This is a genomic window from Rhizobium skierniewicense Ch11 (assembly GCF_023757665.1).
GTDB lineage: Bacteria > Pseudomonadota > Alphaproteobacteria > Rhizobiales > Rhizobiaceae > Agrobacterium > Agrobacterium skierniewicense.
Map to the genome: position 1 here is coordinate 1 of NZ_RXPG01000013.1, position 26,389 is coordinate 26,389.

Genomic DNA, 26,389 nt, shown 5'->3' on the forward strand with positions numbered 1-26,389 from the left:
GCGAAAACACCACCTGAACGAGAAGCCCAAAAACGCAAAAACCCACCGACAAAAATCGGCGGGTTTGTCAGCAGTCTGGAAAGCCCCGGAGTGATCCGGGGCTTTCGTCGTTCTGAAACGGTGAAACTATTCGTTGGCCGAAACCGTGACGCCCAACACCTGCGGGATGGTGTTCGGGGCACCCATGGCCGCACCCATGATCATGGGGAAGGGCACGGGCTTTGCCGGTGCAGCCGAGATCGTGAAGTTCTTCGGATCGTCGATATAGGTGTTGACGGCGGCGGAAACAGCGTTCTGCAGCTCTGGCACGTTGAGCTGCGCCATCATGATCGGGACCATGCCCTTGATGGTCTGGGCCAGCTGCTCGCTGGACATGCCTTGCTCACCAGCCGCGTAATCGATGGCGCGCTTGGTGATGCTGGCATCGTCGAAGCTGATTTCGGCGCTGTTGAAGCTCAACTGCTGCATGAGGCCGAGCATCGCGAGACCAGCCGCCTGATCGGCCTGTTCCTTGTTGGGGTTGGCCGCCTGCGCCTTGACGGCATCCTGCATCGACTTGATGAAGTTCAGCGTGTAGCCGGAGAAGCTGAAGGCCATGTTGAGGCGACCGACATCTTTCAGATCGAGGGCATATTCATCGATCGTCAGCGTACCCGGCGCGATTTCCCAGGAACCGCTCATGTTCATTTCGCCACTCAGCGACTGAACCTTAAGCTTGTCGATCGCTTCCTTGGACTTTGGGTCTTGAACGTTGCTGAGATCGGCCTTGAAGCCGGTTGCGTTCAGATCGAAGCTGATGGTGCTGTCGTCTTCGCTCTTGGTCATCGTCGTCGTTGTTTCTTCGAGAGCGAAGGTTTCCTTGCCATCGATCTTGACCGACACCGGACCGCTGTGGGCCTCATCGTACAGCAGCATCGAATCCACCGTGCCAGTGGTCGCGTCTGCAGGCACGACGATGCCGGACACGTAGATGTCGCTGACGTCGATCGCGACATTTTCCTTGGCGTAGTTGACGTTATCAAAGCTCATCTTTTCGATGGTGTAACCACCATTGGCTTCCTCCACACCCTCAAGCCTGACGTTGCCGAGGGGAATGACCTGCTCCTTGGCTGTCGTTGCGTTGAAGGTCACGCCGCTCATCGTAACGGTCGACCCATCGACGGCAATCGACTTCGCGCCGATTTCAGCGCCCTGGACGCGATAGGAATCGTTGATCTTCTTGAGCACGTCTGCGCCATCGAGTGCAAATGCGGGTGATGCGAACGCGACGGCCGCAACGCCTGCGAGCAGAAAATGCCGTGTAGATTGAAGTCTCATTATGTCTCTTCCCTGATGAATCTTGGACGTTGGCTTATCGAAAACCGGAATCATGCATTTATATCCGAGGCATAGCGACGGTCTACTGCATTCGTACTTTGCAACGAATGGCCGAATTGCGGCATAAAAACAAGATTAACAAAAAATATACGCTTGGCCCCGGTCATCCACAGCGCAAAAGCCCTGATTCCTTGCCGGGATTGGCCCTTTCCGCTAGTCAAGCGCTATGGGAAAAAATCTTCTTCCTCCGTCCGGCGGAGACGACAACAATATTGTGCCGATCGATTTGAAGGCGGCGCTCGAAGAGCGCTATCTGGCCTACGCGCTATCGACCATCATGCACCGTGCGCTACCGGATGTTCGTGATGGTTTGAAGCCGGTGCACCGCCGCATCATTCATGCCATGAGCGAGATGGGCATTCGCCCGAACTCCGCGTTCAAGAAATGCGCCCGTATCGTCGGTGACGTCATCGGTAAGTTTCACCCGCATGGCGACCAGTCGGTCTATGATGCGCTTGTGCGCCTGGCGCAGGATTTCTCCCAGCGCTATCCCATTGTGGACGGGCAGGGCAACTTCGGCAATATCGATGGCGATGGCGCCGCCGCCTATCGTTACACCGAAGCACGCATGACGGATGTCGCAGCACTTCTGCTGGAGGGCATCGAGCAGGATGCCGTCGATTTTCGCCCGACCTATAACGAGGAAGACGAAGAGCCGGTCGTTATGCCCGGCGCGTTTCCCAACCTTCTCGCCAACGGCTCTTCCGGCATTGCCGTGGGGATGGCGACCTCCATTCCGCCGCACAACGCCCATGAGCTGTGCGATGCCGCGCTGCGGCTGATCAAGAACCCGGAAGCGAGCGTCGAGGATCTGATGTTCGATCCCGCTCATCCGGGAAAGGGCGGCATCGAAGGCCCGGACCTGCCGACAGGTGGCGTCATCATCGAAAGCCGCGACAGCATCATCGATGCCTACAAGACCGGCCGTGGCGGTTTTCGCGTACGGGCGAAGTGGGAAATCGAGGATCTGGGCCGCGGCGGCTATCAGATCGTCATCACCGAAATTCCCTATCAGGTTCAGAAATCGCGGCTGATCGAGAAGATTGCCGAGCTTTTGCTGGCGCGGCGCCTGCCGCTGCTGGAAGATGTGCGTGACGAATCCGCCGAGGACGTGCGCGTCGTGCTGGTGCCCAAGAACCGCACCGTCGATGCCACGCTGCTGATGGAGTCGCTGTTCCGCCTGTCCGATCTGGAAAACCGCATCCCGCTCAACATGAACGTTCTGTCCATGGGCCGGGTGCCCAAGGTCATGGCGCTGAACGAGGTGCTGAAGGAATGGCTGGACCACCGCCGCGACGTGCTGCTGCGCCGCTCGCGCTTCCGTCTGGCCGCCATCGACCGCCGCCTGGAAATTCTCGGCGGCTTCCTCATCGCCTATCTCAACATCGATGAGATCATTGCCATCATCCGCGAGGAAGACGAGCCGAAGCCGGTCATGGTCGCCCGCTTTAACCTCACTGATATTCAGGCCGAAGCCATTCTCAACATGCGCCTGCGCTCCCTGCGCAAGCTGGAAGAGTTCGAAATCCGCACGGAATTCGAAGGCCTGAGCAGCGAGAAGGCCGAGATCGAGTCATTGCTCGCTTCGCCGGACAAGCAGTGGAAGACGGTGGCCTGGGAAATCGAAGAGGTCAAAAAGAAATACGCCAAGGTGACCAAGCTCGGTGCACGCCGCACCCTGTTCGCCATGGCTCCGACCGCCGATATGGATGCCATCCAGCAGTCGATGATCGAGAAAGAACCCGTCACCATCGTCATCTCGCAAAAGGGCTGGATCAGGGCGCTGAAGGGCCACATGACCGACACGTCTGCCCTGACCTTCAAGGAAGGCGACGGCCCGAAGCTGGCCTTCCCGGCGCAGACCACCGACAAGCTGTTGCTGGTGACGACCGGCGGCAAGGCCTACACGCTGGGCGCGGACAAGCTGCCGGGCGGGCGTGGCCATGGAGAGCCGGTCCGCATCATGGTGGATATGGAAAACGATCAGGATATTCTGAGCGCCTTCGTCCACGACCCCTCCCGCAAACTGCTGCTGGCCTCCACCGCTGGCAACGGCTTCGTGATTGCGGAGACGGACATGGTGGCCAATACCCGCAAGGGCAAGCAGATCATGAATGTGGCCATGCCGGATGAAATGAAGCTGCTGGTGCCAGTGACCGGCGATCACGTCGCCATCGTCGGCGAAAACCGCAAGATGCTGACCTTCCCGCTGTCGCAAGTGCCGGAAATGTCACGCGGCAAGGGCGTGCGCCTGCAACGCTACAAGGACGGCGGCATTTCGGACATCAAATGCTTTGCGCTGGCCAGCGGACTGACATGGGAAGACAGCGCCGGGCGCGCCTTCTCCAAGAACGCCAATGAACTGCTGGAATGGATGGCCGACCGCGCCACCGCCGGCCGCACCGTGCCCAAGGGTTTTCCGCGCAGCGGCAAATTCGGCGGGTAAGGGCAGGGCGGTCCCAAACTCTCGCGACGGCATCCGCCTCTCGACGTCATCCTCGGCCTTGTGCCGGGGATCTGACCACATCACCACAAGCACAACGCAACGGATATCCTTGACCGGTGCGGCCCCACCGACATCCACAAAAAAGCCCACCGATTGATGGAGAAATCCAACAATCGGTGGGCTTGAAGACCGGCAGGACAACCCCGCCTATCTCGCAGGATCAATCGTCCATTTTGTCGTAGTCGAGCTTGGGAGCCGCTTCGAGCGCTTCCTTGGTCGTGTCGACATAGGCCTTCCATGTGCCATTGTCGTTGTTGATGGCGACAGAGGCCGGGTCAAGAACCACATAGCTCTTGTCGATCCCCAGGAAGCCGCCGACGCTGGCCACCAGACCGATGACGGATTTGCCATCACCAATCACGACGTCTTCGATCTCACCAATGTTTTCGTTCTGCGCATTGTAGATATCAAGACCATCCAGCTGCGACGCTGTGAGGTCGGTCTTCTGCACGTTGACGAACTTCAAAGGGCCGTTGGCCTTGGTGCCCATAGTAATCCCAGGACCAGCCATCGTCGCATCAGCGCCAGCAGCCGGTGCTGCCGAAGGAGCGGTTGTTGCTGTCTGTGCGAAGGCAACAGAAGATGTCAGAGCTGCAACGGCAGCGAGTGCGAAGATCTTGTTTTTCATGATGTTTCTTCCCTTTATATGCTGAACGTGGTGTTCGGGGAAAGAACGGGTGGGGGCGGATTTGGTTCCGTATCTTAAATCAAGGTCGGCTAAGGGTCGTCCCAACCTGAAAAGGTAATCTCCTCGTCATCAGCCTCTCCGACATGTTCTAAGATGAGTTGGAAATTTTCCGGAGATGATAGTCTTTCGTAGACTTCCACTTCAGCTGCATGAGTTTCAGGATCATAAAGACTCCACCTCACACCTGTACCCATAATTTTTTCAACGTCGCGAATAACCATCCAGTCCCTGACTAAGCCATATATATTTGTTTCTATGCCGAGTTCTTTTGTGACTTTTACGTAATCTTCCGGAATAATATCTTTTAACTGTCGCACAGTTGTAATGCCAAACGCACTCAATTCTTTAATAAGGTCATTCATGATATCGAGGTGTTGATGCGGCTCAAGGGGAAACTGATTTTTTCTGGCCCAGTTTTCTATGAATTCCGTTAAGCTAATAGAGTTTATAGGAACATCAAGGTTTCCGTCTTGATAACTTTTGTTGACTTCCTCGGCGTAACTGTCGATATTTTTGGCAATCTCACTAAAGCCTTTGTCTGCAATCTCAAGTAGTCCCGCGTGTAGATAGAGGCTACGTTGTAAATCATCGGGCAGCGCGCCACGAAACTTGTATGAGCGGTCATGAGCAAGTTCCGCCCACGCGTGTTGCAATACCGTCCTGATTTGGAACTCAAACTTGAGCCCACCTAATCCTCTATATTCTGGTAATTTTGCACGCTCAGAGCCTAGGTCGCAGACATAGTGGACTGAACGATAGCCTACCTGATTTGATAGTAAAGTTTTGTCTTTATTGCTGCTGTTTTGCCAGTCGACGTTAAAAGAAAATGATAATAAATCTGATGCCTTCTTTATATCAGATTCGATAAATAATATTATCCTAATTCCAGACATATCAGTCATGTCCTTGGGAGGGTTTTTGTAGTTCTTCCTTTTTATCTTGTCATGAATGCTTTCCGTTTGCTTCGTTCGCCCGGTGACAGAGAGGAATTCTATTCCATTATCTTCTAAAAGATTTTTCGTTATCGAAACAACGGATTCTGTTAATCTCTCGTGCTTCGGTATTATTTCATCAAGCCAATGTTCTAAATCCATAATTGTATCCGTAAAGCGCACCTAAATCAGTCTGGGATAAAATTGCTTTCAATTCAATCTGTCGTTTAAGTTTTTCTGTTAATATAAGAGGCGCTCTCGCTCTCTTTTTTTAACCCGTTCCTAGTAATGAGTACCGCTTACTCATAACCACTCTCCATCCACAAACTTCAACGCATCAATAATCGACATTTTCCACACATCCCAAACATGATCCCTATCCGTGATCCGTAGTTCGGATTTGCGGTTGTCGGCTTGCAGGGTTTCGTGGAGGGCGATGGCGCCGCGCCATAGCGAGAAGTCGTCGTCATCGCCGACGGTGAGGTAGGTGGGGGAGGTCCTGTTTTTTGACGAGGTGCTGGGCGACTGTCGTGAAGAGCTTTTGCTCGTTGAAGCGTCGGGCGTCGAAGGGTGTGCCGAAGGAGCCGGAGAAATGATCGCCGGTGGAGGGAAGCACGACGCTGCTGGTGATGTTGGCGCGATCTACACGGTGGAAGAAGGCGCTATCCTGAGTGAGCTTCAGTTCGGCGGGTGACTTATCGAGACCGGTGGCGGGTCGTTTTGCCAGATAGCGGCCGAGAGGCCAGCGACTAGAGTCTCAACGCCCCGGCCGCCCAGTCTTTCCCTTCGTCCGTCCCTTGCGCTTCTGCTCGCCCGGGTCTTCATAGCTCCCTACACCAACCTTGCCGCGCGCGATCGGGCGTGGGTCGTCCTTGCCGCCGGTGGCGCGGTCGGGTTGACCTTCTAGCAGGGGTGAGAAGCGTTTGCCGTCTTCGGTTTTGGGCTTGGGCGGAGCTGCGCCCTTGACGGGTTTTTCGGTGCGGCCGACGGTCATTTCGTCGAGGCTGTTTTTGCGGAACAGGGGTTTGGCGGTGTCTGTGCCGGGGCCCATATCATCGAGCGATGGTTTGGCGAAGAGAGATTTCGAGGCTGGTGGGTTTGGTTCACCTCCCTCTGTCCTACCGGACATCTCCCCCTCAAGGGGGGAAATCGACTCGCGGTTGGCGCTCGCGCTGCCTTTTTTGCCGGGCTTGCCTCTGCTGCTGCCCTCAAGTGATTTGGCTTCTTCCTTGGCAATCGGGTCGTCCATGGCGGCGAGTTCGGCGGCTTTGAGGCGTTTGATTTCGTCGCGCAGGCGGGCGGCCTTTTCGAAGTCGAGATCGGCGGCGGCGTCGCGCATGGATTTTTCCAGCGCATTGAGATGGGCCTGTAGATTGTTGCCGACCATATGACCGCCATCCGCAAAACCCTTGCCGGATGTGCCGGAGATATCGGCGCGCACGTGATCGCGCTCGTAGACGCTGTCGAGGATATCCGAAATGCGGGCCTTGACCGACTCAGGTGTAATGCCGTGTTCGGTGTTGTAGGCCACCTGCTTTTCGCGGCGGCGCGAGGTTTCGTCCATCGCCCGCTGCATCGAGCCGGTGATCTTGTCCGCGTAAAGGATGACCTTGCCATCGACGTTACGGGCGGCGCGACCGATGGTCTGGATGAGCGACGTTTCCGAGCGCAAAAAGCCTTCCTTGTCGGCATCCAGAATGGCGACGAAGCCGCATTCGGGAATATCCAGACCTTCGCGCAGCAGGTTGATGCCGACCAGCACGTCGAAGGCGCCAAGGCGGAGGTCACGAATGATCTCGATGCGTTCCAGTGTGTCGATATCCGAGTGCATGTAGCGCACGCGCACGCCCTGTTCATGCAGATATTCGGTGAGGTCCTCTGCCATGCGCTTGGTCAGCACGGTCACGAGGGTGCGGTATCCGGCCTGCGCCGTTTCGCGGATTTCGCCCAGCACGTCATCCACCTGGCTGCGGGCGGAGCGGATTTCGACCGGCGGATCGATGAGGCCGGTGGGACGAATGACCTGTTCGGCAAAGACGCCGCCCGACTGTTCCATCTCCCAATTGCCGGGCGTGGCCGACACGGCGACGGTTGGCGGGCGCATGGCATCCCATTCCTCGAAGCGCAGCGGGCGGTTGTCCATGCACGACGGCAGGCGGAAACCATATTCGGCCAGCGTCGCCTTGCGCCTGAAGTCGCCCCGGTACATGCCGCCAATCTGGCTGACGGAAACGTGGCTCTCATCGATGAACAGCAGGGCGTTATCGGGGATATATTCGAACAGGGTCGGCGGCGGTTCACCGGGGCTGCGGCCGGTGAGGTACCGCGAATAGTTCTCGATACCCGCGCAGGAGCCGGTGGCTTCCAGCATCTCGATATCGTAGCGGGTGCGCTGTTCCAGCCGCTGCGCTTCCAGCAGACGACCGGCCTTTTCCAGCTCTGCAAGGCGGCCTTTCAGCTCTTCCTTGATGGAGCGGATGGCGCCGTTCAGCGTGGGGCGCGGGGTGACATAATGCGAATTGGCGTAGATCTTCACCGATTGCAGATCGCCGGTCTTCTGGCCGGTCAGGGGGTCGAATTCGGTGATGCTGTCAATCTCGTCGCCGAACATGGAAATGCGCCATGCGGCATCTTCCAGGTGGGCCGGGAAAATTTCAATGGTATCGCCACGCACCCGGAACGAGCCGCGCTGGAAATCCATGTCGCGGCGCTTGTATTGCTGGGCCACGAGGTCGGCCAGAAGCTGACGTTGATCCAGCCTGTCGCCAATCGCCATCTGGAACGTCATGGCGGTGTAGGTTTCCACCGAGCCGATACCGTAAATGCAGGACACGGAGGCGACGATGATGCAGTCGTCGCGCTCCAGCAACGAGCGGGTGGCGGAGTGGCGCATGCGGTCGATCTGTTCGTTGATCGAGGATTCCTTCTCGATGAAGGTATCGGAGCGCGGCACATAGGCTTCCGGCTGGTAGTAATCGTAATAGGAGACGAAATATTCCACCGCATTTTCGGGGAAGAAGTTCTTGAACTCCGAATAGAGCTGCGCCGCTAGTGTCTTGTTGGGCGCCAGAATGACGGCGGGACGCTGGGTGGCCTCGATGACCTTGGCCATGGTGAAGGTCTTGCCGGAGCCGGTGACGCCGAGCAGAACCTGTGACCGTTCCCCGGAATTGATGCCTTCGACCAGATCGGCAATGGCCGTGGGCTGATCGCCCGCCGGTTCGAAATCCGAGGCCATGCGGATGGTGATGCCGCCTTCGGATTTCGGCGGACGGGCAGGGCGATGCGGCGTCCACATCTTGCCGTCCTTGAACAGCGGATTGCCGCTTTCGATCAGCGCCGACAGCGCCTCCACAGTGGCGGTGACGGCGCCGGTTGCGAGGTTTTCGGCATCCTCGAGGCTGACATCCATGCCCGCGACCGGATTGAGACCGGCGGCGGCGCGGGTTTTCGGATCGTTGGAGGCGCCGATGGATGAACCGCGTGACGTCTTCTGCGCCGTGGTCTTCTTGTTGACGCTGGCATTGGCCTTGGCGGCCTCGTCGATGGCCTGCTTGCGTGCCTCGATCTCGATCTTCTTGCGGTGCTTGCCCGCCTTGGAGGCCACTTCGCGCTGGGTCTCGACGGAGGATGCCTCGGCATCCGCTTCCAGCTGCTTGACCCAGTCCGAAACGCTGCCGGACAGCGGCGCGCCTTCGAATTCGGCTTGTGGCATCTCGGCGAAGCCATCGGAGCGGGAGGTTTTAGCGGAGGGTGTTTTAGGTGATCTGGCCATGGGCGGAATATGGAGAGAGTCCGGTTGAAAGGGAAGGGGCGGGGTCGAAAAAAGGAGTACAAACAGGAAACGTCGTGGCACGTTGGAACCTGTTATTGGCTTCTGCGTTCTTCACGCGCTCTGACTGTTCCGTGAAGAGCGCCTTAAAATCCTGTTCCTGTTTGCTGCATCCTGCGCTAAGCAAGACGTCGCAAGCCGGGACTTGTTCCCCCTTCTGGTCAATTTTCCCTCTCCCAATTCCAAGGTGCATCATGCCTTTTTCCATAACCCCTGCGCATATCTGGCCGGTCATCATGCTGATCGCCTCGAACGTCTTCATGACATTCGCATGGTACGGACACCTCAAGCACAAGGGCAGCCTGCTGTTCTTCGCGATCATGACGAGTTGGGGGATCGCCTTCTTCGAATATTGCCTCGCCGTTCCAGCCAACCGCATGGGCTCCGAGGTCTATTCCACGGCACAGTTGAAGACGATGCAGGAAGTCATCACGCTGACGGTCTTCGCGCTGTTTTCGGTCTTCTGGCTGAAGGAAAGCCTGACGATCAACCACGTGATCGGCTTTGCCCTGATCGCATTTGGTGCGTCGTTCCTGTTCCGGTCTTGAATAGGGTCTTTGCTATGAATTCCAATTGGACCGCAGCAATTTCCGCTGCCTTCCTTGTGGCATCTTTCGTGGGCCAATCGCAGGCCAAGGAACCAGATCCGCGCGTTTCTGCCGCGCTTGCTCCGCAGATCGCGCGATGCTGGACCGTGGCGGCTGAACCGCCGGTGGTCCTACCGATTTTGAATGCTCAGCTTGAACGGGACGGATCGGTAAAATCCGTCGTCGTAGCCAACCATTCAGAGGACCCTGCGTTCGCGGTCTATGCGGAAGCGGCGCGCCGTGCCGTTCTGCGCTGTGCGCCGTTTGACCTGGCGAAATTCGCGGATAGCTACGAAGACTGGCGCGAATTAACACTGAACTTCTCGTCGGATGATGCTTCGGGGCAATCCAAGCGACAGAACAAGGAAACCGGTGTGACATCGCTGATGCCGCAGTTCAGCAGCGGTGGCAGGGTCGCCAACGGCATAGCGCAGCAGGCCACATCATGGGATGGTCGTGAGACCATGGTCATGTTCATGTGCGTTCCAGAAGAAAAGCCGAACGGGTTCGCCATCGGTGTCGATTTCGGCGTAGGCCGCGATCAGACGCAGCCGCAAAATGTAATGATGATGTACGGCCAGACGACGGAAAAGAGAAAGTACACGCGTGTCGCAGAGTATCTCGGCTTCGAGGGCGCGGTTGCAGCGAAACATCTGAAAGCGATGGGCGATGCAAAAGGCTACCTTGAGTTCGCCAGCGAAAATGGGCATTCCGCATTTTTCAAGTTCGACGACATGCAGAATGAATTGGGTCAGTTCCTCAAGCTGTGTGACTTGAAAAGCTGAGCGTTCCTGTGATTGGAGAGACGATGATCGTGCGTCCCGCAGAGTTAGACGATGCCGAGGGCATGGCCGCCGTGCAAAACGAAATCTTTGCGGCGGGGCTGCGCAAGACGCCGACGGATGTCGCGACCGTACTGGCCCACTACATCACGGCCGAGGATCGTATCCAGTGCACAGTGGCTGTCGATGATGATGGCCGTATTCTCGGATTTCAGTCGCTGAGATTGGCGACTGCAGCTGGCAATCCCTATGGCGTTGAGCAGGGCTGGGGCATCATTGGAACCCATGTCAGTCCAAATGCTGCGCGCCAGGGCGTGGGTGCAGCTCTTTTTCGCACAACGCTAACGGCTGCCAAAGCTGCCGGGCTTGAGCATATCGACGCGAGCATCGGTGCGGATAATCAGCTGGGGCAGGCCTATTATGAGGCAATGGGGTTTCGGACCTATCGCATGCCAGAGGGACGGGTGTGCAAGTCTTATCGAGTGGAATGATTCTTCGAGTTTCCGGCTTGAGTGACGTTGGACAGAGCCGGGATTTTCCCGGCTTCCCAATATCCCCTATTTACGTCACACCTCTCTGGCGTGCAGTCTGAATATGCGCGCGAAGAATGTCTTGTCTGATACGCTGTAAAGCACAGCGGCAATCGCTGCCGTCGCCATCACCGCGAAGATGACGCGCCCGATGAGGATGCTGTAGATGTCGGCACCGAGCGAAACCATCAGAAGTGTGTCCTCGATTACGCTGTGCGCGAAGCCCATGAAGACGCAGGAGAGAAAGATTTGGCGTGGGGATATAGTGCCGGACCTGGCTTCGCGGATAAGCAGGCCTGCGCCATAGGATATGCCCAGAAACAAGCCGATGGCGGTGAGGTTGGCGGCTTCGCCCTTGATGCCAGCGAGACGCAATACGGGTGCCAGAGCGGTCATCATCACCTTCATCAGTCCTATTGCTTTGAGGATTTCGAGGCTCCACGACAGTGCAAAGAGAATGACCAGCATGGAGATCATCGTTTCCAAGAGACCAAGAAAATACACGGCCCAGTCAGGCGTAGCGCTCATTGGTATCCATGCGGGACTGACGGGATCGGATAGCCAACCGGTGCCTTGCAAGACATGATGCAGGAGAAAGGCATAGAGCAAACCACCCGCGATACGCAGTGTGGTGGTGGTCGCCATGCCGGGACCGGCCTGCTGAATAATCTTTTGCTCGATTGGTAGACCATGCGCAAACAGGATGAGCGCAGAGAACACCGTGACATCTGCAACGCTGAGAGACGACGCTGGAACAAGCGTGAAAATGAGCGGAATGGCGCCCCATATCCCCACCAGCATGGCGGTGAGCCACGCCAAGCCCAACTCGGAGGGTAAGCCGATCAGGTTCATGACCGGCGCAAACGCTGGTGATGCGGCTTCGATTGCACCCATGCGAGACAGAACCTCGGTGAGGATCGCAAGGGGAATCGTGATCCGAACAAGCACCCAATAAATCGCAAATGTGTCACGCGTCGTTTTCAAAAAAGGTGTCAAAAATTTCATGGAGAAATCCTCTCAGTGGGTCTCCATCTGCTAGCGCGAGCCATTTCGAATTTGTGGTCAAAGATTGTGTTCTTGTGCAATTTTATTGCAAATCGTATCCACTGAGATAATTTGTCTGAATGGACGGGATCGACAAAAAACTTCTGAATTTGATGCAGCGTGATGCTTCGCGCACGAATATTGAGATGGCTGACGAGGTGGGGCTGTCGCCCTCTAGCTGTCTGCGCCGGATGCAACGCCTACGAAAATCAGGCGTTATCGACCGTATCGTTGCGATCCTCAATTCCGCCAAATCGGGGCGGGGTATCAAGGCGCTCGTCACGGTGGAGCTGAAGTTGCATGGCGAGCAGCATATGCGCCGCTTTCTGGATATCGCGGCTAAAGAAGAGGCCGTTTCACAAGCCTATGCGGTAACCGGTGAAACGGACGTCGTCTTGATGTTACGCTTGCGAGACATGGAGGAGTTCGACGTGCTCTGCGACAGGCTTTTCCGTGATCAGACCAACGTCGCGCGCTTCTTCACTATGATCGTGATCAGGACGGCGAAGGAAGAGACAGCAATCAGGCTTTGAAGAGGTCGCCGTCTTGATCCGTGAAAGCAGAGTGCCGGGATTGCTCCCGGCCTCCATTTCATGCTGCTCGGCGCTTCGTCAGCCTCTGAACGACGAGATCGAGGACGAGCATCACCAGAAGGCTCACTCCCACCAGCGGGAAGAGAATGCCGCCGATGGCGAGGATGGCGGCGAGGCCATAGAGCGTGCGCCGGCTTTGCGGCATGGGCGGTACGCCGAGCGAGCCCTTCGGACGGCGTTTCCACCACATGATGCCACCGGAGACGGCCAGAAGCATAATGCCGAGGCAGGCAATCGCCAGCACGATCTGGTTTGCCAGCCCGTATTGCTGGCCCATATGGACGTTGATGCCCCATTCCAGACTTTTGCCGAGCGGACCGTAATCCGCATAGGTCATGTCGATCAGCGGTTCGCCGCTATATTGATCCAGATGGATAACACGCTGTTTCGACAGATCGTCGGGATAGACGGAGCCGCTGTAGACGCCCTCTGGTTTCGTGGGCAGCGCGACGGTGTAACCGGGCGACAGGCCGAGGTCATTGAAGCGGGAAATGGCCTTGTCGATGCCGATCGACGTAGGGCTCATATCCATGTCACCCATATCGGCCATGTTCATGGTGTCGTCGTGCTGGCCGTGATCGTGGCCGCCGGAGGTGGGGATTTTTGCCTGCTCCAGCGACCACGAGGTCTTTGAGACATCATCGAGTTTTGCGCCGGACATCGGAATATCCGTGCGCACGCCAGCCGGATATCCGTAATTGCTGCCATTGGCCCATTCGTTGACCTTGGCACCCCAAACGCCGGACCAGGGCATTCCGGTGACGGCGAGGAAGACGATGAAAGCGCCGACGAAAAGGCCGGTGACGGCGTGCAGATCCCGCCAGAAAACACGCTTTTTTGGCGTTCCGCGCACGGTGACGACGCCGCCGCTCTGCTGGCGGGGCCACCAGAGGTAGATGCCGGTCGCAACCAGAAGGATGGACCAGCCAGCGGCGATCTCGATGAGATAGCGCGCATAGGTGCCGAAATATTTGAGGCTGTGGAGATAGCGGATCGTCCACATGACGGTGCCGCGATCTGGCAGGGGGCCGAGGGCTTGGCCCGTATAGCCGTTCACATAGACCGCTTGCTTGCCCTGCGGCGTAGCGACCGTGATTTCCGTCGATGCGCCGGGATCGGCAGGCGTGGTGTATTTGACCGCTGTGCCCGGCACAGACGCAAGCGCGCTTGCGACGATATCCGACGGACGGGCGGCGGGTGTGTTCTGGACCATTTCGACGCGTTTGAGATCGGAATGGATGACGTTATCCAGTTCGTCCCTGAACAGATAGAGCGCGCCGGTGATGGCCAGCGTTATCATGAAAGGCAGGACGAAAAGGCCAGCGTAGAAATGCCAGCGCCAGACGGCGCGGTAGAGATTGACGGACGCAGATTGCGCGGGCGTGCGCTCCGCCTGATAGGAGGTTGTCACGGACATGAGATGTCTCCGCAAGACGATGAGATGTTTGGCCAGAGCTGGCGCGCGGCGTTGCAGCGCGTGTCTCAAGCCGGTTTCGTGCTCTCAGGACTGCGGGTTGAACGGCGGGGCGCGCGGTTGCGATTCGCGATTGGGCGGGGCAGGCAAAAGGCCAGCATCGTGATGAAGCGACGCGACGTCCGTTTTTGGAACGGTGCCGACAGTGAGTTCGGTCGACGTGACCAGCAGGGCGACGGCCGACGCGGAAGCGAGGCGGCAGAGCGCACCGCAGCAATTATCCGCAGCCTTGGTGCCGGTATCCTTTTTGTCGATCGCGCTTGCAGGAGTGTGGCTGGAACAGATGACGTCATCTGCGGACAGTGCCGTGGCGGCCATGCTGCCATTCGCAACGCCGGTGGCAAGCCCCTGCAGCAAAAACAGCAAAAGCGCCAGCATGGCGACAGCGCCAGCCGAACTGCGATCCTGCATGATTTTGCGAACGAACTTCATGGCGAGACTCAGTGCCACAGTTCGATTGCGTTGTCACCGCGACATTCTGCTCATCCCGTGCGTTACAAATTGTCCATGTCTGAAAAAGACCATGCTTTCGCGGCTTTTTTGCCGGAATTGGAGGAGATTTTCGCACCATCTTATTGTTGGCAGGAGTGCCGGAAATGGCTTCATTTTCTCCAACGATGGCGGCGATCCGCTATGGCTATGGGCTTTCACCCGGCCAGGTACTGAACCGGAATCCGGACGACCTGCTGGTACAGCTTGCTGATGCACCATTGAAAGAACCGTTTTTCCCCGTCGGAGGAGCGTTCGAAGCGCGACAGCGATCCGACGACCTCGCAGACAGGCTTGTTGCGACCAGTGCCGGTAAAAATGGCGGCGAACTGGATCGCGATGGCCGCAAGCTGATCCAACAGAAGGCCGAGCAGAGTTTCCAGCGCGACAGCATGGCAAGGGTCATGCAGGCGGTCTTCTCACCTTACGGCTTCCACGAGCGGCTCGCCTCGTTTTGGGTGGACCACTTCTCCGTCAATGCCCGCAAGGCCGTGCCGATGCGCCTCGTTACCCCGCTTTACGAGGTGGAGGCAATCCGGCCACATCTGGCTGGCCCTTTCCGCAATCTCTTACAGGCAGCGGTGCTGCATCCCGCCATGTTGATCTATCTGGATCAGAACCGCTCGACGGGCCCGGGATCGGCGGCGGCCGCAAAGGGCAAGCGCGGCCTCAATGAAAATCTCGGTCGGGAATTGCTTGAACTCCATACGATGGGGGCAGGCAGTGGCTACACCCAGGCCGATGTGCGCTCTGCCGCACTCGTTCTGACGGGCATGACGGTGGATGACCGAAACGAGATGCTGTTTCGTCCCGGCATGGCAGAACCGGGTCAGATCAAGGTGCTGGGCGTTTCCTATGGTGGTGACCAGCGCACGGCAGATGATTGTCTCGATATGCTGGATGACCTGGCGACGCGACCGGAGACGGCGGTTCATGTGTGTCGCAAGCTGGCGGCGCACTTCATCGCCGATGACGTGCCGCCGGATGTGCTGGCTGCCATGGTCGATGAGTGGAAGGCAAGCAAGGGCAACCTTGTGAAAGTCTATGCCGCCATGCTCAATCATCCCCGTGCATGGGCCGAGCCGGGCCGGAAAATGAAATTGCCGTTCGACTATGTCGTTTCCGGGCTGCGGGCCTTCGGGATCACCCACAAGAACTGGCAGGAACGATTGTCTCCAACCGGTGATAACGAAGTCGCGCCGACTGCTGCGCCAATGCCACTAGAGACAAAGGACGACAGTAGCACGGGCATGCCGGACAGTCCCCACATGACGATGGACAGGCCTGCATCCGATATGAAGACGGACGCTCAGCCGCCGCTCCAGAAGCCGAAACCCAAGCAGAGCCTCGCGCGGGTTCTGACGCTCGCTTCCCTCAGGCGCATGGGACAGCCGGTGTGGCAGCCGCCGAGCCCGGCAGGCTTCGAAGAGGGTGTCGCATCCTGGTTGTCCCCCAGTCAGATGAGCGAGCGTATCCTTTGGGCTCGCAAAGCATCAAGCTCACTGGGTGGTGACATGGAGCCGAAGCGGCTTCTGGAAGTGGCGATGGCAGAGATGGCGCGCGACGATACCATTCGCGTCGTCACCCAAGCGCCCAGCCGTGTCAGCGGCATGACGCTCGCACTGTCTTCGCCCGAATTCAACAGGAGGTAGGATGATGGCTTTGTCTCAGGATATGCTGATCAGCCGACGCAGTTTTCTGGCGATGGCGTGCTGCGCAGCGGCATTGCCAGCGTTCTCTCCTGTCAGTTTTGCTGCCATGCCCGGCGATAACAGGTTCGTCACGATCATTCTGCGCGGCGCTATGGACGGGCTCGATCTCGTTCAGCCCTATGGTGAAACGGCCTTTGCCGGTTTTCGCCCGACTTTGGCGCTGACGCCGGACACGGGTCTTATCGATCTCGACGGCCACTTCGGTCTGAACCCGGCTGCCCAGCCGTTGATGCCGCTGTGGCAAAGCAGGGAACTTGCCTTCGTTCACGCGGTCTCCACCCCTTACCGGGATGAACGCAGCCACTTCGACGGACAGGACATTCTCGAAAGCGGCGCCAACCACGTTCACGGTGAACGTACGGGATGGCTGAACCGGGCGCTATCCAGCATCCCACGGTCCAACGATCGCAAGGCCATCGACATCAAGACATCCATGGAGCTTCTCCTGTCAGGTCCGAACGAAGCCGATGTCTGGGCATCCACGTCCGATATGACCATGGGCGCTGACGACGTTGCCTTCTTCAAACGGCTCTACGCCAACGACCCGGATTTCAACCGCGTGCTGGCGGAAGCCTTGCGCACGGACATGTCTGCTGAGCAGTTGTTTCAGGATCAGAAGCGCGGTGAGGGCATTCGCGACGTCGCCAGGCTTGCCGGCGGGCTGTTGCGCGAGGATTATCGCATCGCTGCCTTTTCCGTCGATGGCTGGGATACGCATGCGGGCCAGAAAGGCCAGTTTGCGCGCACGGTCAAGGATTTGACCATCGCATTAATGGCACTGAAAGAATCGCTCGGGCCGGACGTTTGGAAAAAGACGGTGGTGTTGGCCATGACGGAATTCGGGCGCACGGTTCGCGAAAACGGTACCGGTGGAACAGACCACGGCACCGGCGGTCTGGCGATCCTCGCCGGTGGCGGTATCGACGGAGGTCGCGTGCTGGGCAACTGGCCAGGGCTCTCGGATGGAAAACTTCTCGACAACAGGGATCTGATGCCGACCGGTGACGTGCGTGAACTTGCTGCAGCCATGCTCTACAGGCAATTCGATGTGGGTGCGGACGCCCTTACAAACAGCGTGTTTCCGGGGCTCAGCTTCGACAGATCGTCAGCCTATCTCAAGGTCTGAAGAGGTTGACATCTGTCCTCAGATCACGCCTTCGAAATGGGCGTAGGCTTTCCGTGCTCATCCATCGCGACCATGATGAAGGTGCCGGCGGTCACTTTTTCAAGCGCGTCGTAGCGGGACCGCTGCGCCCAGGCTTCAACGGTCAGCGTGATCGAGGTGCGTCCGACACGGGTGATCTCCGTGTAAATGGACATGGTATCGCCGATCTTGACGGGAAGCTCGAACGCCATCTCCTTGACCGCTGCCGTCACCACGCGACAGCGCGCCCGTTCAGCGGCGCGAATGCCGCTTGCCAAGTCCATCTGCGACATGACCCAACCGCCGAAGATATCGCCTGCCGGATTTGCATCCGCTGGCATGGCGAGTGTGCGAAGCGTGAGTTCGCCGGTCGGTTTGATCGTGTCTGGCATGGGTTCTCCAATGAACGGTTGGTCGAGAAGGGGTTATGTCTTGGCCAGAAACTGACCGGTCGCATAAAGCGCGATGGCCGCCGCATTCGATACATTGAGCGACTTGATCTCGCCCGGCATATCCAGCCGTGCCAATGCAGAAACGGTCTCGCGTGTTTTCTGACGCAAGCCCTTGCCTTCAGCACCGAGAACCAGAGCGATCTTGTTGCCGCTGAATGTCTGCTCGATGGGGGCAGGGCCTTCCGAGTCCAAACCAATCGAGGTAAAGCCGAGCTTGTGCAACTCGCCCAGCGCATCGGCCAGATTGGTGACCTGAATATAGGGAATCATTTCGAGCGCACCGGACGCGGATTTCGCCAGGACACCCGACTCGGTCGGGCTGTGACGCATCGTGGTGATCAGCGCGCCCGCATTGAAGGCGACAGCCGAACGCATGATGGCGCCGACATTGTGGGGGTCGGTCACCTGATCCAGCACCAGAATGAGAGGGCTGTCCTTCAGCGCCGAAAGCTTGCGCATGGGGAGGGGTTTGGTTTCCAGCATCACACCTTGGTGGATGGCATCGGGACCGAGAACCTTGTCGATATCCTGCGGTGACACCATCTCAACCGGAAAGGATTGTTCTTCCGCCGTGCCGATCTCCAGACGAGCGAGCGCGTTCATGGTCACCGACAACTTGACGATCTGGCGTTCCTTGTTGGCCAGGGCCGCGCGAACGGTGTGCAGACCATAAAGATGGACCTGATCAGGCGCCAGTTGGGGCGCTTTCCAGTCTTCGCCGCCACGAGGCTTGCGCTTCTGAAAAGCCGGAGTGGGAATTTCGCCACGTTCTCTCTTGGCATCGCGGACCTGACGGCGCAGCGTTGCATAGTGTGTGTCGCGAGTGGATTTTTCGTTGGGATCGTCTTTGCTCATGCCGTCTTATATCGTCAGCAACGCGCCAGCACCAGTCCCTCAGACCGCTGGCACTCAAGATGAAGATACAGTTTTTACCGTTTTGGCAAAGGCTCGATATAAATCTGCCGTCGTCTCCATAGGCCGGTCCGGTGTAATCCACAGGCCTATGACTCTGTTCGCGTTTTTCGCAAATTTTCGTCACACATCGTGTTGACAGACGCGGCGAGGGCAGTCATATACGCGGCCACAGACGACGAAACGGCAACGTGCCGCCCTCGGAAATCTGGTTAAGCTTGGTCGCTTGATCCTCGCAGAATACTGGAGGAATGCCCGAGTGGTTAAAGGGGACGGACTGTAAATCCGTTGGCTCAGCCTACGTTGGTTCAAATCCAACTTCCTCCACCATTCTGCACGGATCGAACTCACCACCGCGGGTATAGCTCAATGGTAGAGCAGCAGCCTTCCAAGCTGAATACGCGGGTTCGATTCCCGCTACCCGCTCCAACAATCTCCGTCACTGGCAGCGAATCGGATCACTCCGATGTGGTGCGTTCATTGTTCCAACTCGGCGGCATCACCTGCTTTCAAACCCGCCCAAGCGCCGGTGATGTGCTCGGTCTCGGTCGCCGCGTGGGGTGCCAAATCTTAAGCGAGACTCGGGACTTCGGCCAACCCCGACACGATACCAGTGCGCTTATCCATCGAGCGTAAATCTCATTGCTCACGAGGTTAAAAAGCTAGCCAGCGGATTAGATCCAATCATCCCTGCCAACGATTCACTGAAAAAACACAGTTTCGCCCTATTTTGCGGTTTCCAGATACCTCAAAATATGCATATTGTCTAAAAAAATACCCAGGATTGAAAATGACTGAAAGCGCACCTTTGCAACGTTATGTTTCGATGAGCCTTGGTGGATTTTACGTCTGGGATCTTCAGCAGAACCTGTTTTGGGCAGATGAAGCCTTCGCGATGATCATGGGCTTCGCTCCGGATGAGCTTGATGCCGGGTTGCCGGTGGAACGCATGATGCCACTCATCCATGAAGACGACCAGCCGCATGTGGTTCAGGGCATTAAAAATTCCGTTCTTTCCGGCGAACCGTTCGAAATGGTCTATCGCATTCGCCGTGGCGAATCCTTTGCTAAAATTACAGAAATCGGAAAATGCTACCGTTATGTTGACGGCGTTGCGACGCTTTTTAGCGGCGTCGTCTTTGATAGCCCTTGCCCGACAAATGCCGATGCATCGAATGGAAACGTCCCAGCAACGGCACTTTAGTGCACATCAAAGTGTGAGGACGTCGCAGGTGCGATCTTGCTGATGACTCAGCTGCTCCAGAATTGTCCAACAAGCAGCACCACCAGGAAAACAGTGCCGACCACCATTGCGAGTTTCAGCCTGCGAAACTGACGGACACGCCCGCCAGACCAATCATAAGCCATTGTTCAGACAACCTTTATCATTATTATTGTGTCCAAAGTCATGACTGCTTAAGCTTGCCTTAAACTGACGGCAACCATGAAAAGCTATGGGCGATTTATAAGGCCTCTGGTGGGCGTGACGAGTGACTGCGCGACGGGTGGCGATTTAAGCTGCTCACTCGAAATGCAAAATCCCGAAAATACAGGATTTCCGGGATTTTGATAGGGGAGGTTGATCGTGGTCAGCTGAGATAAGGTTGGACGTAAGGCCACACTTCGACGGCGCCATGATAGAGCATATTGAGTGCGACGTAGACGATGACAAGCAAGCCGACATACGAAATCCATTGATAACGGTGTAGAAGCTTGGCTACCAAATTGGCTGCGAGACCCATGAGCGCGATGGAGACAACAAGTCCGATGATCAACACCGTGACGTGGTCTTGCGCAGCACCAGCGACGGCAAGCACGTTGTCAAGTGACATGGAGACATCGGCGATGACGATCTGCAGGGCGGCCTGAGCGAAGGTCTTGTTGCCTTTGGTCAGGTCAACCTCTTCATTCTCGACTTCACCTGCGGTGTTGCTCTGCGCACGCAATTCGGTCCACATTTTCCAGCAAACCCAAGCCAGAAGCAGACCACCAAAAAGCTGGAGGCCGACGACGGCGAGCAACTGAACGGTTACAGCTGCAAATGTGATGCGCAGAACGGTGGCCGCGATAATGCCGACGAGGATCGCCTTTCTGCGCATATGCGCTGGCAGGCCCGCTGCGGCGAGGCCAATCACAATGGCATTGTCGCCTGCCAGAACGAGGTCAATGGCAATGACTTGAAGAAACGCCGTAAAACCGGCAGCCGTAAAAATTTCCATAGTAGGTCCCGAAGCGGATGAGAATGGGTGCCGCGGGAGAAGACGGCGAGAAGCGGATATGCGATTGCGGCGCGAGCGCGATCTGCCACCTTGTCCCCCAAAGTGTGGCCTTGCTGTCAATATGACAGGAATCACATCGACGTAAAGACTCCGTGTTCGATCATACAAGCATCCTCTACATGAAGGAGTGACGTTGACGGTGAGAGGTCCGCGCACCATATGAGGCGCATCATGTCGCTTTTGGTAGCGCAACAGGTGCGCTCGCAATTAAGTCTTGCGCATTCGCTTGCAAAGCCTTAAACGGCGACACCAAACCGGTTCGCCGGGACAACGACTTCACGTTCACAGGAAGCAATTCACATGGCAAAGAGCAAGTTTGAGCGCAACAAGCCGCACGTCAACATTGGCACGATTGGTCACGTTGACCACGGCAAGACGTCGTTGACTGCTGCGATCACGAAGTATTTCGGCGAGTTCAAGGCATACGACCAGATCGACGCTGCACCGGAAGAAAAGGCCCGCGGTATCACGATTTCGACGGCCCACGTTGAATATGAGACGCCGAACCGTCACTACGCGCACGTCGATTGCCCCGGCCACGCCGACTATGTGAAGAACATGATCACCGGTGCTGCCCAGATGGACGGCGCGATCCTGGTTTGCTCGGCTGCCGACGGCCCGATGCCACAGACCCGCGAGCACATTCTGCTGGCCCGTCAGGTTGGCGTTCCTGCGATCGTTGTGTTCCTCAACAAGGTTGACCAGGTTGACGACGAAGAGCTTCTGGAACTGGTAGAACTGGAAGTTCGCGAACTTCTGTCGTCCTACGATTTCCCAGGCGACGATATTCCAATCGTCAAGGGTTCGGCTCTTGCCGCTCTCGAAGATTCGGACAAGAAGATCGGCGAAGACGCGATCCGCGAGCTGATGGCTCAGGTCGACGCCTACATTCCAACGCCAGAGCGTCCGATCAACCTGCCATTCCTGCTGCCGATCGAAGACGTGTTCTCGATCTCCGGCCGTGGTACGGTTGTCACGGGTCGCGTTGAGCGCGGTATCGTCAAGGTTGGTGAAGAAGTTGAAATCGTCGGCATTCGCGCCACGACCAAGACGACTGTGACCGGCGTTGAAATGTTCCGCAAGCTGCTCGATCAGGGTCAGGCTGGCGACAATGTTGGCGCGCTGATCCGTGGCGTGCAGCGCGATGGCGTTGAGCGTGGTCAGATCCTGTGCAAGCCAGGTTCTGTCAAGCCGCACAAGAAGTTCATTGCGGAAGCCTACATTCTGACGAAGGAAGAGGGCGGTCGTCATACACCGTTCTTCACGAACTACCGTCCACAGTTCTACTTCCGCACGACGGATGTGACCGGTATCGTTTCGCTTCCAGAAGGCACGGAAATGGTTATGCCAGGCGACAACGTCACTGTTGAAGTCGAACTGATCGTTCCAATCGCGATGGAAGAAAAGCTGCGCTTCGCGATCCGCGAAGGCGGCCGTACCGTCGGCGCCGGCATCGTCGCTTCGATCGTCGAGTAATAAACGCTGGCGGTGCTCTGGCACCGTCGCGGAAAGAGCGGGCGTCTTGCCTGCTGTGTGATTATGTTCGATGGCGGTGTGGAAAACACCGCCATCGAACGTTTTGTGAAAAGCATCGTTGCGTTGCATTTTTAAGGCTTGAAAAATTCGGTGAAAGGGCGTAAACGCGCACTCACACTCACCAGTCTGGATTCGTGATCAGTCGCGAGGCCCGGTGATTTTAACCTTACAGACTACCGAAATGATTGGGATGCTGCTTCGCATTCCTCTTGATTTTTGAAAATCTGCGGCGCCACGATCAATAGGTTCATGTATTTCCGCGTGCGGAAATGCAAAGACAAAGAACAAGGACAAGACGAATGAACGGCCAGAATATCCGTATCCGCCTCAAGGCGTTTGATCACCGGATCCTCGATGCCTCCACCCGTGAAATCGTGTCGACCGCCAAGCGCACCGGCGCCAGCGTTCGCGGCCCGGTTCCACTGCCAACCCGCATCGAAAAATTTACAGTCAACCGTTCTCCTCACGTTGACAAGAAGAGCCGTGAGCAGTTCGAAATGCGGACGCACAAGCGCCTTCTCGATATCGTAGACCCGACACCACAGACCGTTGATGCTTTGATGAAGCTCGACCTGGCTGCTGGCGTTGACGTCGAAATCAAGCTCTAAGACCTCGGCCCGACCTTGTGAAAGCAAGGGCCGATATAACAAGGAAGGTACGTGGAGCGATCCAACGACTTCCAATCCGGAGACCGGAAACGTCGTGAGACGTCGAAGGGAACTCCTTAACAAAGGCCACAGAGGGTTCTCCCTTCAAGGCTCGCAAGAGGATTGAACCAATGCGTTCAGGTGTGATTGCACAGAAAGTGGGTATGACTCGGGTCTATAATGACGCCGGTGAGCATATCCCAGTAACGGTACTGCGTTTGGACAACGTACAAGTTGTTTCCCAGCGCACAGAAGACAAGAATGGCTACACTGCAGTTCAGCTCGGTGCGGGCCAGTCCAAGGTCAAGAATACGACAAAGGCACTCCGCGGTCATTTTGCCGCTGCCAGCGTCGAGCCGAAAGCAAAGCTCGTTGAGTTCCGGGTTTCCCCCGAAAACCTCATCGACGTCGGTGCAACACTGACCGCAGATCATTTTCAGACAGGCCAGCTGGTAGACGTTACCGGCACGACGATCGGTAAGGGTTTTGCCGGTTCGATGAAGCGTCACAACTTCGGTGGTGGCCGCGCATCGCACGGTAACTCCGTATCGCACCGTGCTCACGGTTCGACGGGTTCTAACCAGGATCCCGGCAAGGTCTGGAAGGGCAAGCGCATGGCTGGTCACATGGGCAGCACACGCGTCACCACCCAGAATCTGGAAGTGGTTTCGACTGATGAGGGTCGCGGTTTGATCCTCGTGAAGGGCGCCGTTCCCGGTTCCAAGGGTTCCTGGATCATCGTCCGCGACGCCGTTAAGTCGGCAGCGAAGTAAGGGAGCCTCATCATGGAATTGAACGTCAAAACCCTCGAGGGAAAAGACGCCGGCACGGTATCCCTGTCGGACGAAATTTTCGGCCTCGACCCACGCCAGGACATCCTGGCCCGCATGGTTCGTTACCAGCTCGCCAAGAAGCAGCAGGGAACGCACAAGAGCAAGAACCGTTCGGAAGTTTCCCGCACGGGTGCAAAGATGTACAAGCAGAAGGGTACGGGCCGCGCTCGTCACCATTCGGCTCGCGCACCGCAGTTTCGCGGCGGCGGCAAAGCCCACGGCCCAGTCGTTCGCAGCCACGCTCACGATCTTCCCAAGAAGGTCCGCGCGCTTGCATTGCGTCATGCTTTGTCTGCAAAGCTGAAGTCCGAAGAACTGATCATTGTTGATCAGCTCGTTGCGACCGATGCAAAGACAAAGGGTCTGCTTGGCCACTTCGCAACGCTTGGCCTGACCAACGCTCTCGTTATCGGTGGCGCTGAACTTGATGGAAACTTCAAGCTCGCAGCCCAGAACATTCCGAATGTGGACGTTCTGCCGATCCAGGGCATCAATGTTTACGACATCCTGCGCCGCGGCAAGCTCGTGCTGTCCAAGGCTGCGGTTGAAGCCCTTGAGGAGCGGTTCAAATGACGGATCTTCGCCACTACGATGTGATCGTATCTCCTTCGATCACGGAAAAGTCGACGCTGGTCTCTGAACAGAACCAGGTCGTATTCAACGTCGCCAAAGACGCTTCGAAGCCTGAAATCAAGGCTGCAGTCGAAGCACTCTTCGGCGTCAAGGTCACGGCAGTGAACACGCTTATCCGCAAGGGTAAGACTCGTCGTTTCCGTGGATTCGCTGGTAAGCGTAAGGATGTCAAAAAAGCCATCATTACGCTGGCCGAAGGTCAATCCATAGACGTGTCCACCGGACTCTAAAAGGTTAGGCCCAAGCGGGCAAAGACCCAAAAGGGAACAAATACAATGGCATTGAAAAGTTTCAATCCGACCACGCCAAGCCAGCGTCAGCTGGTTATCGTGGACCGGTCTTCGCTCTACAAGGGCAAGCCGGTAAAGGCTCTCACAGAGGGCCTCAGCTCGAAGGGTGGCCGTAACAACCAGGGCCGGATCACCGTTCGTTTTCAGGGCGGCGGTCACAAGCGGACCTACCGTCTCGTAGACTTCAAGCGTCGTAAATTCGACGTTGAAGGTACGGTCGAGCGTCTGGAATATGACCCTAACCGCACCGCATTCATCGCGCTCGTGACATACACGGACGGCCAACAGGCTTACATTCTCGCGCCACAGCGTATCGCTGCCGGTGACAAGGTGATCGCATCCGAAAAGGCAGTGGACGTGAAGCCAGGCAACACAATGCCTCTTCAGTACATTCCAGTCGGTTCGATCATCCACAACGTCGAGATGAAGCCAGGCAAGGGTGGTCAGATTGCCCGCTCCGCCGGCACGTATGTTCAGCTCGTTGGTCGCGATGCAGGGATGGCGATCCTTCGCTTGAACTCCGGTGAGCAGCGTCTGGTGCATGGCTCTTGCCTTGCATCGATCGGTGCTGTCTCGAATGCCGATCATGGCAACACAAACGACGGCAAAGCCGGTCGTTCACGCTGGCGCGGCAAGAAGCCTCACGTTCGCGGTGTCGTGATGAACCCTGTCGATCACCCTCATGGTGGTGGTGAAGGTCGTACGTCTGGTGGTCGCCATCCGGTGACTCCGTGGGGTAAACCCACAAAGGGCAAGCGGACTCGCTCCAACAAGTCGACCGACAAGTTCATCATGCGTTCGCGCCATCAGCGCAAGAAGTAAGAGAGGAACTCTCAAATGGCTCGTTCAGTATGGAAAGGTCCGTTTGTTGACGGTTATCTTCTCACTAAGGCTGAGAAGGTACGCGAAGGCGGACGCAGTGAAGTGATCAAGATCTGGAGCCGTCGCTCCACGATCCTGCCTCAGTTCGTTGGTCTGACATTCGGCGTCTACAACGGCAGCAAGCATGTACCCGTCTCTGTCAACGAAGACATGGTCGGTCACAAGTTCGGTGAATTCTCTCCGACCCGGACCTATTACGGTCATGGTGCGGACAAGAAGGCAAAGAGGAAGTAAA

The 26,389-nt window shown here is 57.0% G+C and carries 25 protein-coding genes, 2 tRNA genes and 1 pseudogene; 17 read left to right on the forward strand and 11 right to left on the reverse strand.

What is annotated here, in order from left to right; all coding sequences use genetic code 11:
- Positions 1 to 126: 126 nt before the first annotated feature.
- Complete coding sequence (locus EKM04_RS11785) at positions 127 to 1,317, reverse strand: aq_1923 C-terminal domain (protein ID WP_183897676.1); 1,191 nt, start codon at positions 1,315 to 1,317, stop codon at positions 127 to 129.
- Between the two features lie 226 nt (positions 1,318 to 1,543).
- On the opposite strand from EKM04_RS11785, the gene parC reads away from it, so the two are divergent.
- Positions 1,544 to 3,823, forward strand: coding sequence for a DNA topoisomerase IV subunit A (parC, locus tag EKM04_RS11790; RefSeq protein ID WP_183897675.1), 2,280 nt, complete (start codon positions 1,544 to 1,546; stop codon positions 3,821 to 3,823).
- Between the two features lie 220 nt (positions 3,824 to 4,043).
- Here parC and EKM04_RS11795 read toward each other — a convergent pair whose 3' ends face one another.
- The 4 genes and pseudogenes from EKM04_RS11795 to uvrB form a co-directional block, all read right to left on the reverse strand.
- Complete coding sequence (locus tag EKM04_RS11795; protein ID WP_183897674.1) at positions 4,044 to 4,511, reverse strand: PRC-barrel domain-containing protein; 468 nt, start codon at positions 4,509 to 4,511, stop codon at positions 4,044 to 4,046.
- Between the two features lie 89 nt (positions 4,512 to 4,600).
- Positions 4,601 to 5,665, reverse strand: a complete 1,065-nt coding sequence (locus EKM04_RS11800) for a GTP pyrophosphokinase (RefSeq protein WP_183897673.1) — start codon at positions 5,663 to 5,665, stop codon at positions 4,601 to 4,603.
- 141 nt (positions 5,666 to 5,806) lie between these two features.
- Positions 5,807 to 6,325, reverse strand: a pseudogene (locus EKM04_RS11805) (alpha/beta hydrolase); the annotation flags it as partial.
- On the reverse strand, positions 6,261 to 9,278 hold the full coding sequence (gene uvrB, locus EKM04_RS11810) for an excinuclease ABC subunit UvrB (RefSeq protein WP_183897671.1): 3,018 nt from the start codon (positions 9,276 to 9,278) through the stop codon (positions 6,261 to 6,263). The gene uvrB and the pseudogene EKM04_RS11805, both read right to left, overlap by 65 nt.
- Positions 9,279 to 9,529: 251 nt before the next feature.
- Here uvrB and EKM04_RS11815 point away from each other — a divergent pair, with 251 nt between their 5' ends.
- The 3 genes from EKM04_RS11815 to EKM04_RS11825 are packed head-to-tail and all read left to right on the forward strand — an operon-like array spanning position 9,530 to position 11,195.
- Complete coding sequence (locus tag EKM04_RS11815) at positions 9,530 to 9,883, forward strand: DMT family protein (protein ID WP_174152640.1); 354 nt, start codon at positions 9,530 to 9,532, stop codon at positions 9,881 to 9,883.
- A gap of 14 nt (positions 9,884 to 9,897) precedes the next feature.
- Positions 9,898 to 10,707, forward strand: a complete 810-nt coding sequence (locus EKM04_RS11820; RefSeq protein WP_183897670.1) for a cell envelope integrity TolA family protein — start codon at positions 9,898 to 9,900, stop codon at positions 10,705 to 10,707.
- Between the two features lie 23 nt (positions 10,708 to 10,730).
- Positions 10,731 to 11,195, forward strand: a complete 465-nt coding sequence (locus EKM04_RS11825) for a GNAT family N-acetyltransferase (protein WP_183897669.1) — start codon at positions 10,731 to 10,733, stop codon at positions 11,193 to 11,195.
- Positions 11,196 to 11,270: 75 nt separating this feature from the next.
- Here the strand turns inward: EKM04_RS11825 and EKM04_RS11830 are convergent, their stop codons facing one another.
- Positions 11,271 to 12,239 (reverse strand): nucleoside recognition protein, encoded by a 969-nt coding sequence (locus EKM04_RS11830; protein ID WP_183897668.1) that lies wholly within the window; start codon positions 12,237 to 12,239, stop codon positions 11,271 to 11,273.
- Positions 12,240 to 12,358: 119 nt separating this feature from the next.
- Here EKM04_RS11830 and EKM04_RS11835 point away from each other — a divergent pair, with 119 nt between their 5' ends.
- Positions 12,359 to 12,811, forward strand: a complete 453-nt coding sequence (locus tag EKM04_RS11835; protein ID WP_183897667.1) for an Lrp/AsnC family transcriptional regulator — start codon at positions 12,359 to 12,361, stop codon at positions 12,809 to 12,811.
- Between the two features lie 58 nt (positions 12,812 to 12,869).
- Here the strand turns inward: EKM04_RS11835 and EKM04_RS11840 are convergent, their stop codons facing one another.
- Both EKM04_RS11840 and EKM04_RS11845 read right to left on the reverse strand, forming a co-directional pair.
- A complete protein-coding gene (locus tag EKM04_RS11840; protein ID WP_174152644.1) occupies positions 12,870 to 14,288 on the reverse strand; it encodes a PepSY-associated TM helix domain-containing protein in 1,419 nt (472 codons plus the stop codon).
- An 84-nt stretch (positions 14,289 to 14,372) separates the two neighbouring features.
- Complete coding sequence (locus EKM04_RS11845; protein WP_174152645.1) at positions 14,373 to 14,777, reverse strand: DUF2946 family protein; 405 nt, start codon at positions 14,775 to 14,777, stop codon at positions 14,373 to 14,375.
- A gap of 164 nt (positions 14,778 to 14,941) precedes the next feature.
- On the opposite strand from EKM04_RS11845, the gene EKM04_RS11850 reads away from it, so the two are divergent.
- Together EKM04_RS11850 and EKM04_RS11855 are read left to right on the forward strand one after the other, a co-directional pair.
- Positions 14,942 to 16,486 (forward strand): DUF1800 domain-containing protein, encoded by a 1,545-nt coding sequence (locus EKM04_RS11850; RefSeq protein ID WP_183897666.1) that lies wholly within the window; start codon positions 14,942 to 14,944, stop codon positions 16,484 to 16,486.
- A 4-nt stretch (positions 16,487 to 16,490) separates the two neighbouring features.
- Complete coding sequence (locus EKM04_RS11855) at positions 16,491 to 17,672, forward strand: DUF1501 domain-containing protein (protein ID WP_183897665.1); 1,182 nt, start codon at positions 16,491 to 16,493, stop codon at positions 17,670 to 17,672.
- Positions 17,673 to 17,695: 23 nt separating this feature from the next.
- Here EKM04_RS11855 and EKM04_RS11860 read toward each other — a convergent pair whose 3' ends face one another.
- Positions 17,696 to 18,082: an acyl-CoA thioesterase gene (locus EKM04_RS11860; protein ID WP_183897664.1), complete on the reverse strand. Its 387-nt coding sequence runs from the start codon at positions 18,080 to 18,082 to the stop codon at positions 17,696 to 17,698.
- A 33-nt stretch (positions 18,083 to 18,115) separates the two neighbouring features.
- Positions 18,116 to 18,997 (reverse strand): 23S rRNA (guanosine(2251)-2'-O)-methyltransferase RlmB, encoded by an 882-nt coding sequence (gene rlmB, locus EKM04_RS11865; protein ID WP_183897663.1) that lies wholly within the window; start codon positions 18,995 to 18,997, stop codon positions 18,116 to 18,118.
- Positions 18,998 to 19,299: 302 nt separating this feature from the next.
- On the opposite strand from rlmB, the gene EKM04_RS11870 reads away from it, so the two are divergent.
- The 3 genes from EKM04_RS11870 to EKM04_RS11880 all read left to right on the forward strand — a co-directional run bounded on the left by EKM04_RS11870 (position 19,300) and on the right by EKM04_RS11880 (position 20,258).
- A tRNA-Tyr gene (locus tag EKM04_RS11870) sits at positions 19,300 to 19,384 on the forward strand.
- A 25-nt stretch (positions 19,385 to 19,409) separates the two neighbouring features.
- Positions 19,410 to 19,483, forward strand: a tRNA-Gly gene (locus tag EKM04_RS11875).
- A 301-nt stretch (positions 19,484 to 19,784) separates the two neighbouring features.
- Complete coding sequence (locus EKM04_RS11880; RefSeq protein ID WP_183897662.1) at positions 19,785 to 20,258, forward strand: PAS domain-containing protein; 474 nt, start codon at positions 19,785 to 19,787, stop codon at positions 20,256 to 20,258.
- Between the two features lie 385 nt (positions 20,259 to 20,643).
- Here the strand turns inward: EKM04_RS11880 and EKM04_RS11885 are convergent, their stop codons facing one another.
- Positions 20,644 to 21,273 carry a TerC family protein gene (locus tag EKM04_RS11885; protein WP_183897661.1) on the reverse strand — a complete coding sequence of 210 codons (630 nt, stop codon included), beginning with the start codon at positions 21,271 to 21,273 and terminating at the stop codon, positions 20,644 to 20,646.
- A gap of 360 nt (positions 21,274 to 21,633) precedes the next feature.
- Here EKM04_RS11885 and tuf point away from each other — a divergent pair, with 360 nt between their 5' ends.
- The 7 genes from tuf to rpsS all read left to right on the forward strand — a co-directional run bounded on the left by tuf (position 21,634) and on the right by rpsS (position 26,388).
- Complete coding sequence (tuf, locus tag EKM04_RS11890) at positions 21,634 to 22,809, forward strand: elongation factor Tu (protein WP_174152652.1); 1,176 nt, start codon at positions 21,634 to 21,636, stop codon at positions 22,807 to 22,809.
- 359 nt (positions 22,810 to 23,168) lie between these two features.
- Positions 23,169 to 23,477 (forward strand): 30S ribosomal protein S10, encoded by a 309-nt coding sequence (gene rpsJ / locus EKM04_RS11895; RefSeq protein WP_003507767.1) that lies wholly within the window; start codon positions 23,169 to 23,171, stop codon positions 23,475 to 23,477.
- 170 nt (positions 23,478 to 23,647) lie between these two features.
- Positions 23,648 to 24,289, forward strand: a complete 642-nt coding sequence (gene rplC, locus EKM04_RS11900) for a 50S ribosomal protein L3 (RefSeq protein ID WP_042618533.1) — start codon at positions 23,648 to 23,650, stop codon at positions 24,287 to 24,289.
- Between the two features lie 12 nt (positions 24,290 to 24,301).
- Positions 24,302 to 24,922 carry a 50S ribosomal protein L4 gene (gene rplD, locus EKM04_RS11905; RefSeq protein WP_077123217.1) on the forward strand — a complete coding sequence of 207 codons (621 nt, stop codon included), beginning with the start codon at positions 24,302 to 24,304 and terminating at the stop codon, positions 24,920 to 24,922.
- Entirely contained in the window at positions 24,919 to 25,212 is a 294-nt protein-coding gene (locus EKM04_RS11910; RefSeq protein ID WP_042618531.1) for a 50S ribosomal protein L23, read from the forward strand. Before rplD ends, EKM04_RS11910 begins: the two co-directional genes overlap by 4 nt.
- Positions 25,213 to 25,257: 45 nt before the next feature.
- Entirely contained in the window at positions 25,258 to 26,094 is an 837-nt protein-coding gene (gene rplB / locus EKM04_RS11915; RefSeq protein WP_174152665.1) for a 50S ribosomal protein L2, read from the forward strand.
- Between the two features lie 15 nt (positions 26,095 to 26,109).
- Positions 26,110 to 26,388 (forward strand): 30S ribosomal protein S19, encoded by a 279-nt coding sequence (gene rpsS / locus EKM04_RS11920; protein WP_067643709.1) that lies wholly within the window; start codon positions 26,110 to 26,112, stop codon positions 26,386 to 26,388.
- Position 26,389 lies beyond the last annotated feature (1 nt).

Coding starts and splice junctions, on each gene's coding strand:
- parC (WP_183897675.1), top strand. CDS start 1,544: ATGGGAAAAAATCTTCTTCCTCCGTCCGGCGGAGACGACAACAATATT.
- rplD (WP_077123217.1), top strand. CDS start 24,302: ATGGAATTGAACGTCAAAACCCTCGAGGGAAAAGACGCCGGCACGGTA.
- uvrB (WP_183897671.1), bottom strand. CDS start 9,278: ATGGCCAGATCACCTAAAACACCCTCCGCTAAAACCTCCCGCTCCGAT.
- EKM04_RS11795 (WP_183897674.1), bottom strand. CDS start 4,511: ATGAAAAACAAGATCTTCGCACTCGCTGCCGTTGCAGCTCTGACATCT.
- rplB (WP_174152665.1), top strand. CDS start 25,258: ATGGCATTGAAAAGTTTCAATCCGACCACGCCAAGCCAGCGTCAGCTG.
- EKM04_RS11785 (WP_183897676.1), bottom strand. CDS start 1,317: ATGAGACTTCAATCTACACGGCATTTTCTGCTCGCAGGCGTTGCGGCC.
- rpsS (WP_067643709.1), top strand. CDS start 26,110: ATGGCTCGTTCAGTATGGAAAGGTCCGTTTGTTGACGGTTATCTTCTC.
- EKM04_RS11800 (WP_183897673.1), bottom strand. CDS start 5,665: ATGGATTTAGAACATTGGCTTGATGAAATAATACCGAAGCACGAGAGA.
- EKM04_RS11855 (WP_183897665.1), top strand. CDS start 16,491: ATGGCTTTGTCTCAGGATATGCTGATCAGCCGACGCAGTTTTCTGGCG.
- EKM04_RS11830 (WP_183897668.1), bottom strand. CDS start 12,239: ATGAAATTTTTGACACCTTTTTTGAAAACGACGCGTGACACATTTGCG.
- rpsJ (WP_003507767.1), top strand. CDS start 23,169: ATGAACGGCCAGAATATCCGTATCCGCCTCAAGGCGTTTGATCACCGG.
- EKM04_RS11835 (WP_183897667.1), top strand. CDS start 12,359: ATGGACGGGATCGACAAAAAACTTCTGAATTTGATGCAGCGTGATGCT.
- EKM04_RS11815 (WP_174152640.1), top strand. CDS start 9,530: ATGCCTTTTTCCATAACCCCTGCGCATATCTGGCCGGTCATCATGCTG.
- EKM04_RS11860 (WP_183897664.1), bottom strand. CDS start 18,082: ATGCCAGACACGATCAAACCGACCGGCGAACTCACGCTTCGCACACTC.
- rlmB (WP_183897663.1), bottom strand. CDS start 18,997: ATGAGCAAAGACGATCCCAACGAAAAATCCACTCGCGACACACACTAT.
- tuf (WP_174152652.1), top strand. CDS start 21,634: ATGGCAAAGAGCAAGTTTGAGCGCAACAAGCCGCACGTCAACATTGGC.
- EKM04_RS11885 (WP_183897661.1), bottom strand. CDS start 21,273: ATGGAAATTTTTACGGCTGCCGGTTTTACGGCGTTTCTTCAAGTCATT.
- EKM04_RS11850 (WP_183897666.1), top strand. CDS start 14,942: ATGGCTTCATTTTCTCCAACGATGGCGGCGATCCGCTATGGCTATGGG.
- EKM04_RS11840 (WP_174152644.1), bottom strand. CDS start 14,288: ATGTCCGTGACAACCTCCTATCAGGCGGAGCGCACGCCCGCGCAATCT.
- EKM04_RS11825 (WP_183897669.1), top strand. CDS start 10,731: ATGATCGTGCGTCCCGCAGAGTTAGACGATGCCGAGGGCATGGCCGCC.
- EKM04_RS11820 (WP_183897670.1), top strand. CDS start 9,898: ATGAATTCCAATTGGACCGCAGCAATTTCCGCTGCCTTCCTTGTGGCA.
- EKM04_RS11845 (WP_174152645.1), bottom strand. CDS start 14,777: ATGAAGTTCGTTCGCAAAATCATGCAGGATCGCAGTTCGGCTGGCGCT.
- rplC (WP_042618533.1), top strand. CDS start 23,648: ATGCGTTCAGGTGTGATTGCACAGAAAGTGGGTATGACTCGGGTCTAT.
- EKM04_RS11910 (WP_042618531.1), top strand. CDS start 24,919: ATGACGGATCTTCGCCACTACGATGTGATCGTATCTCCTTCGATCACG.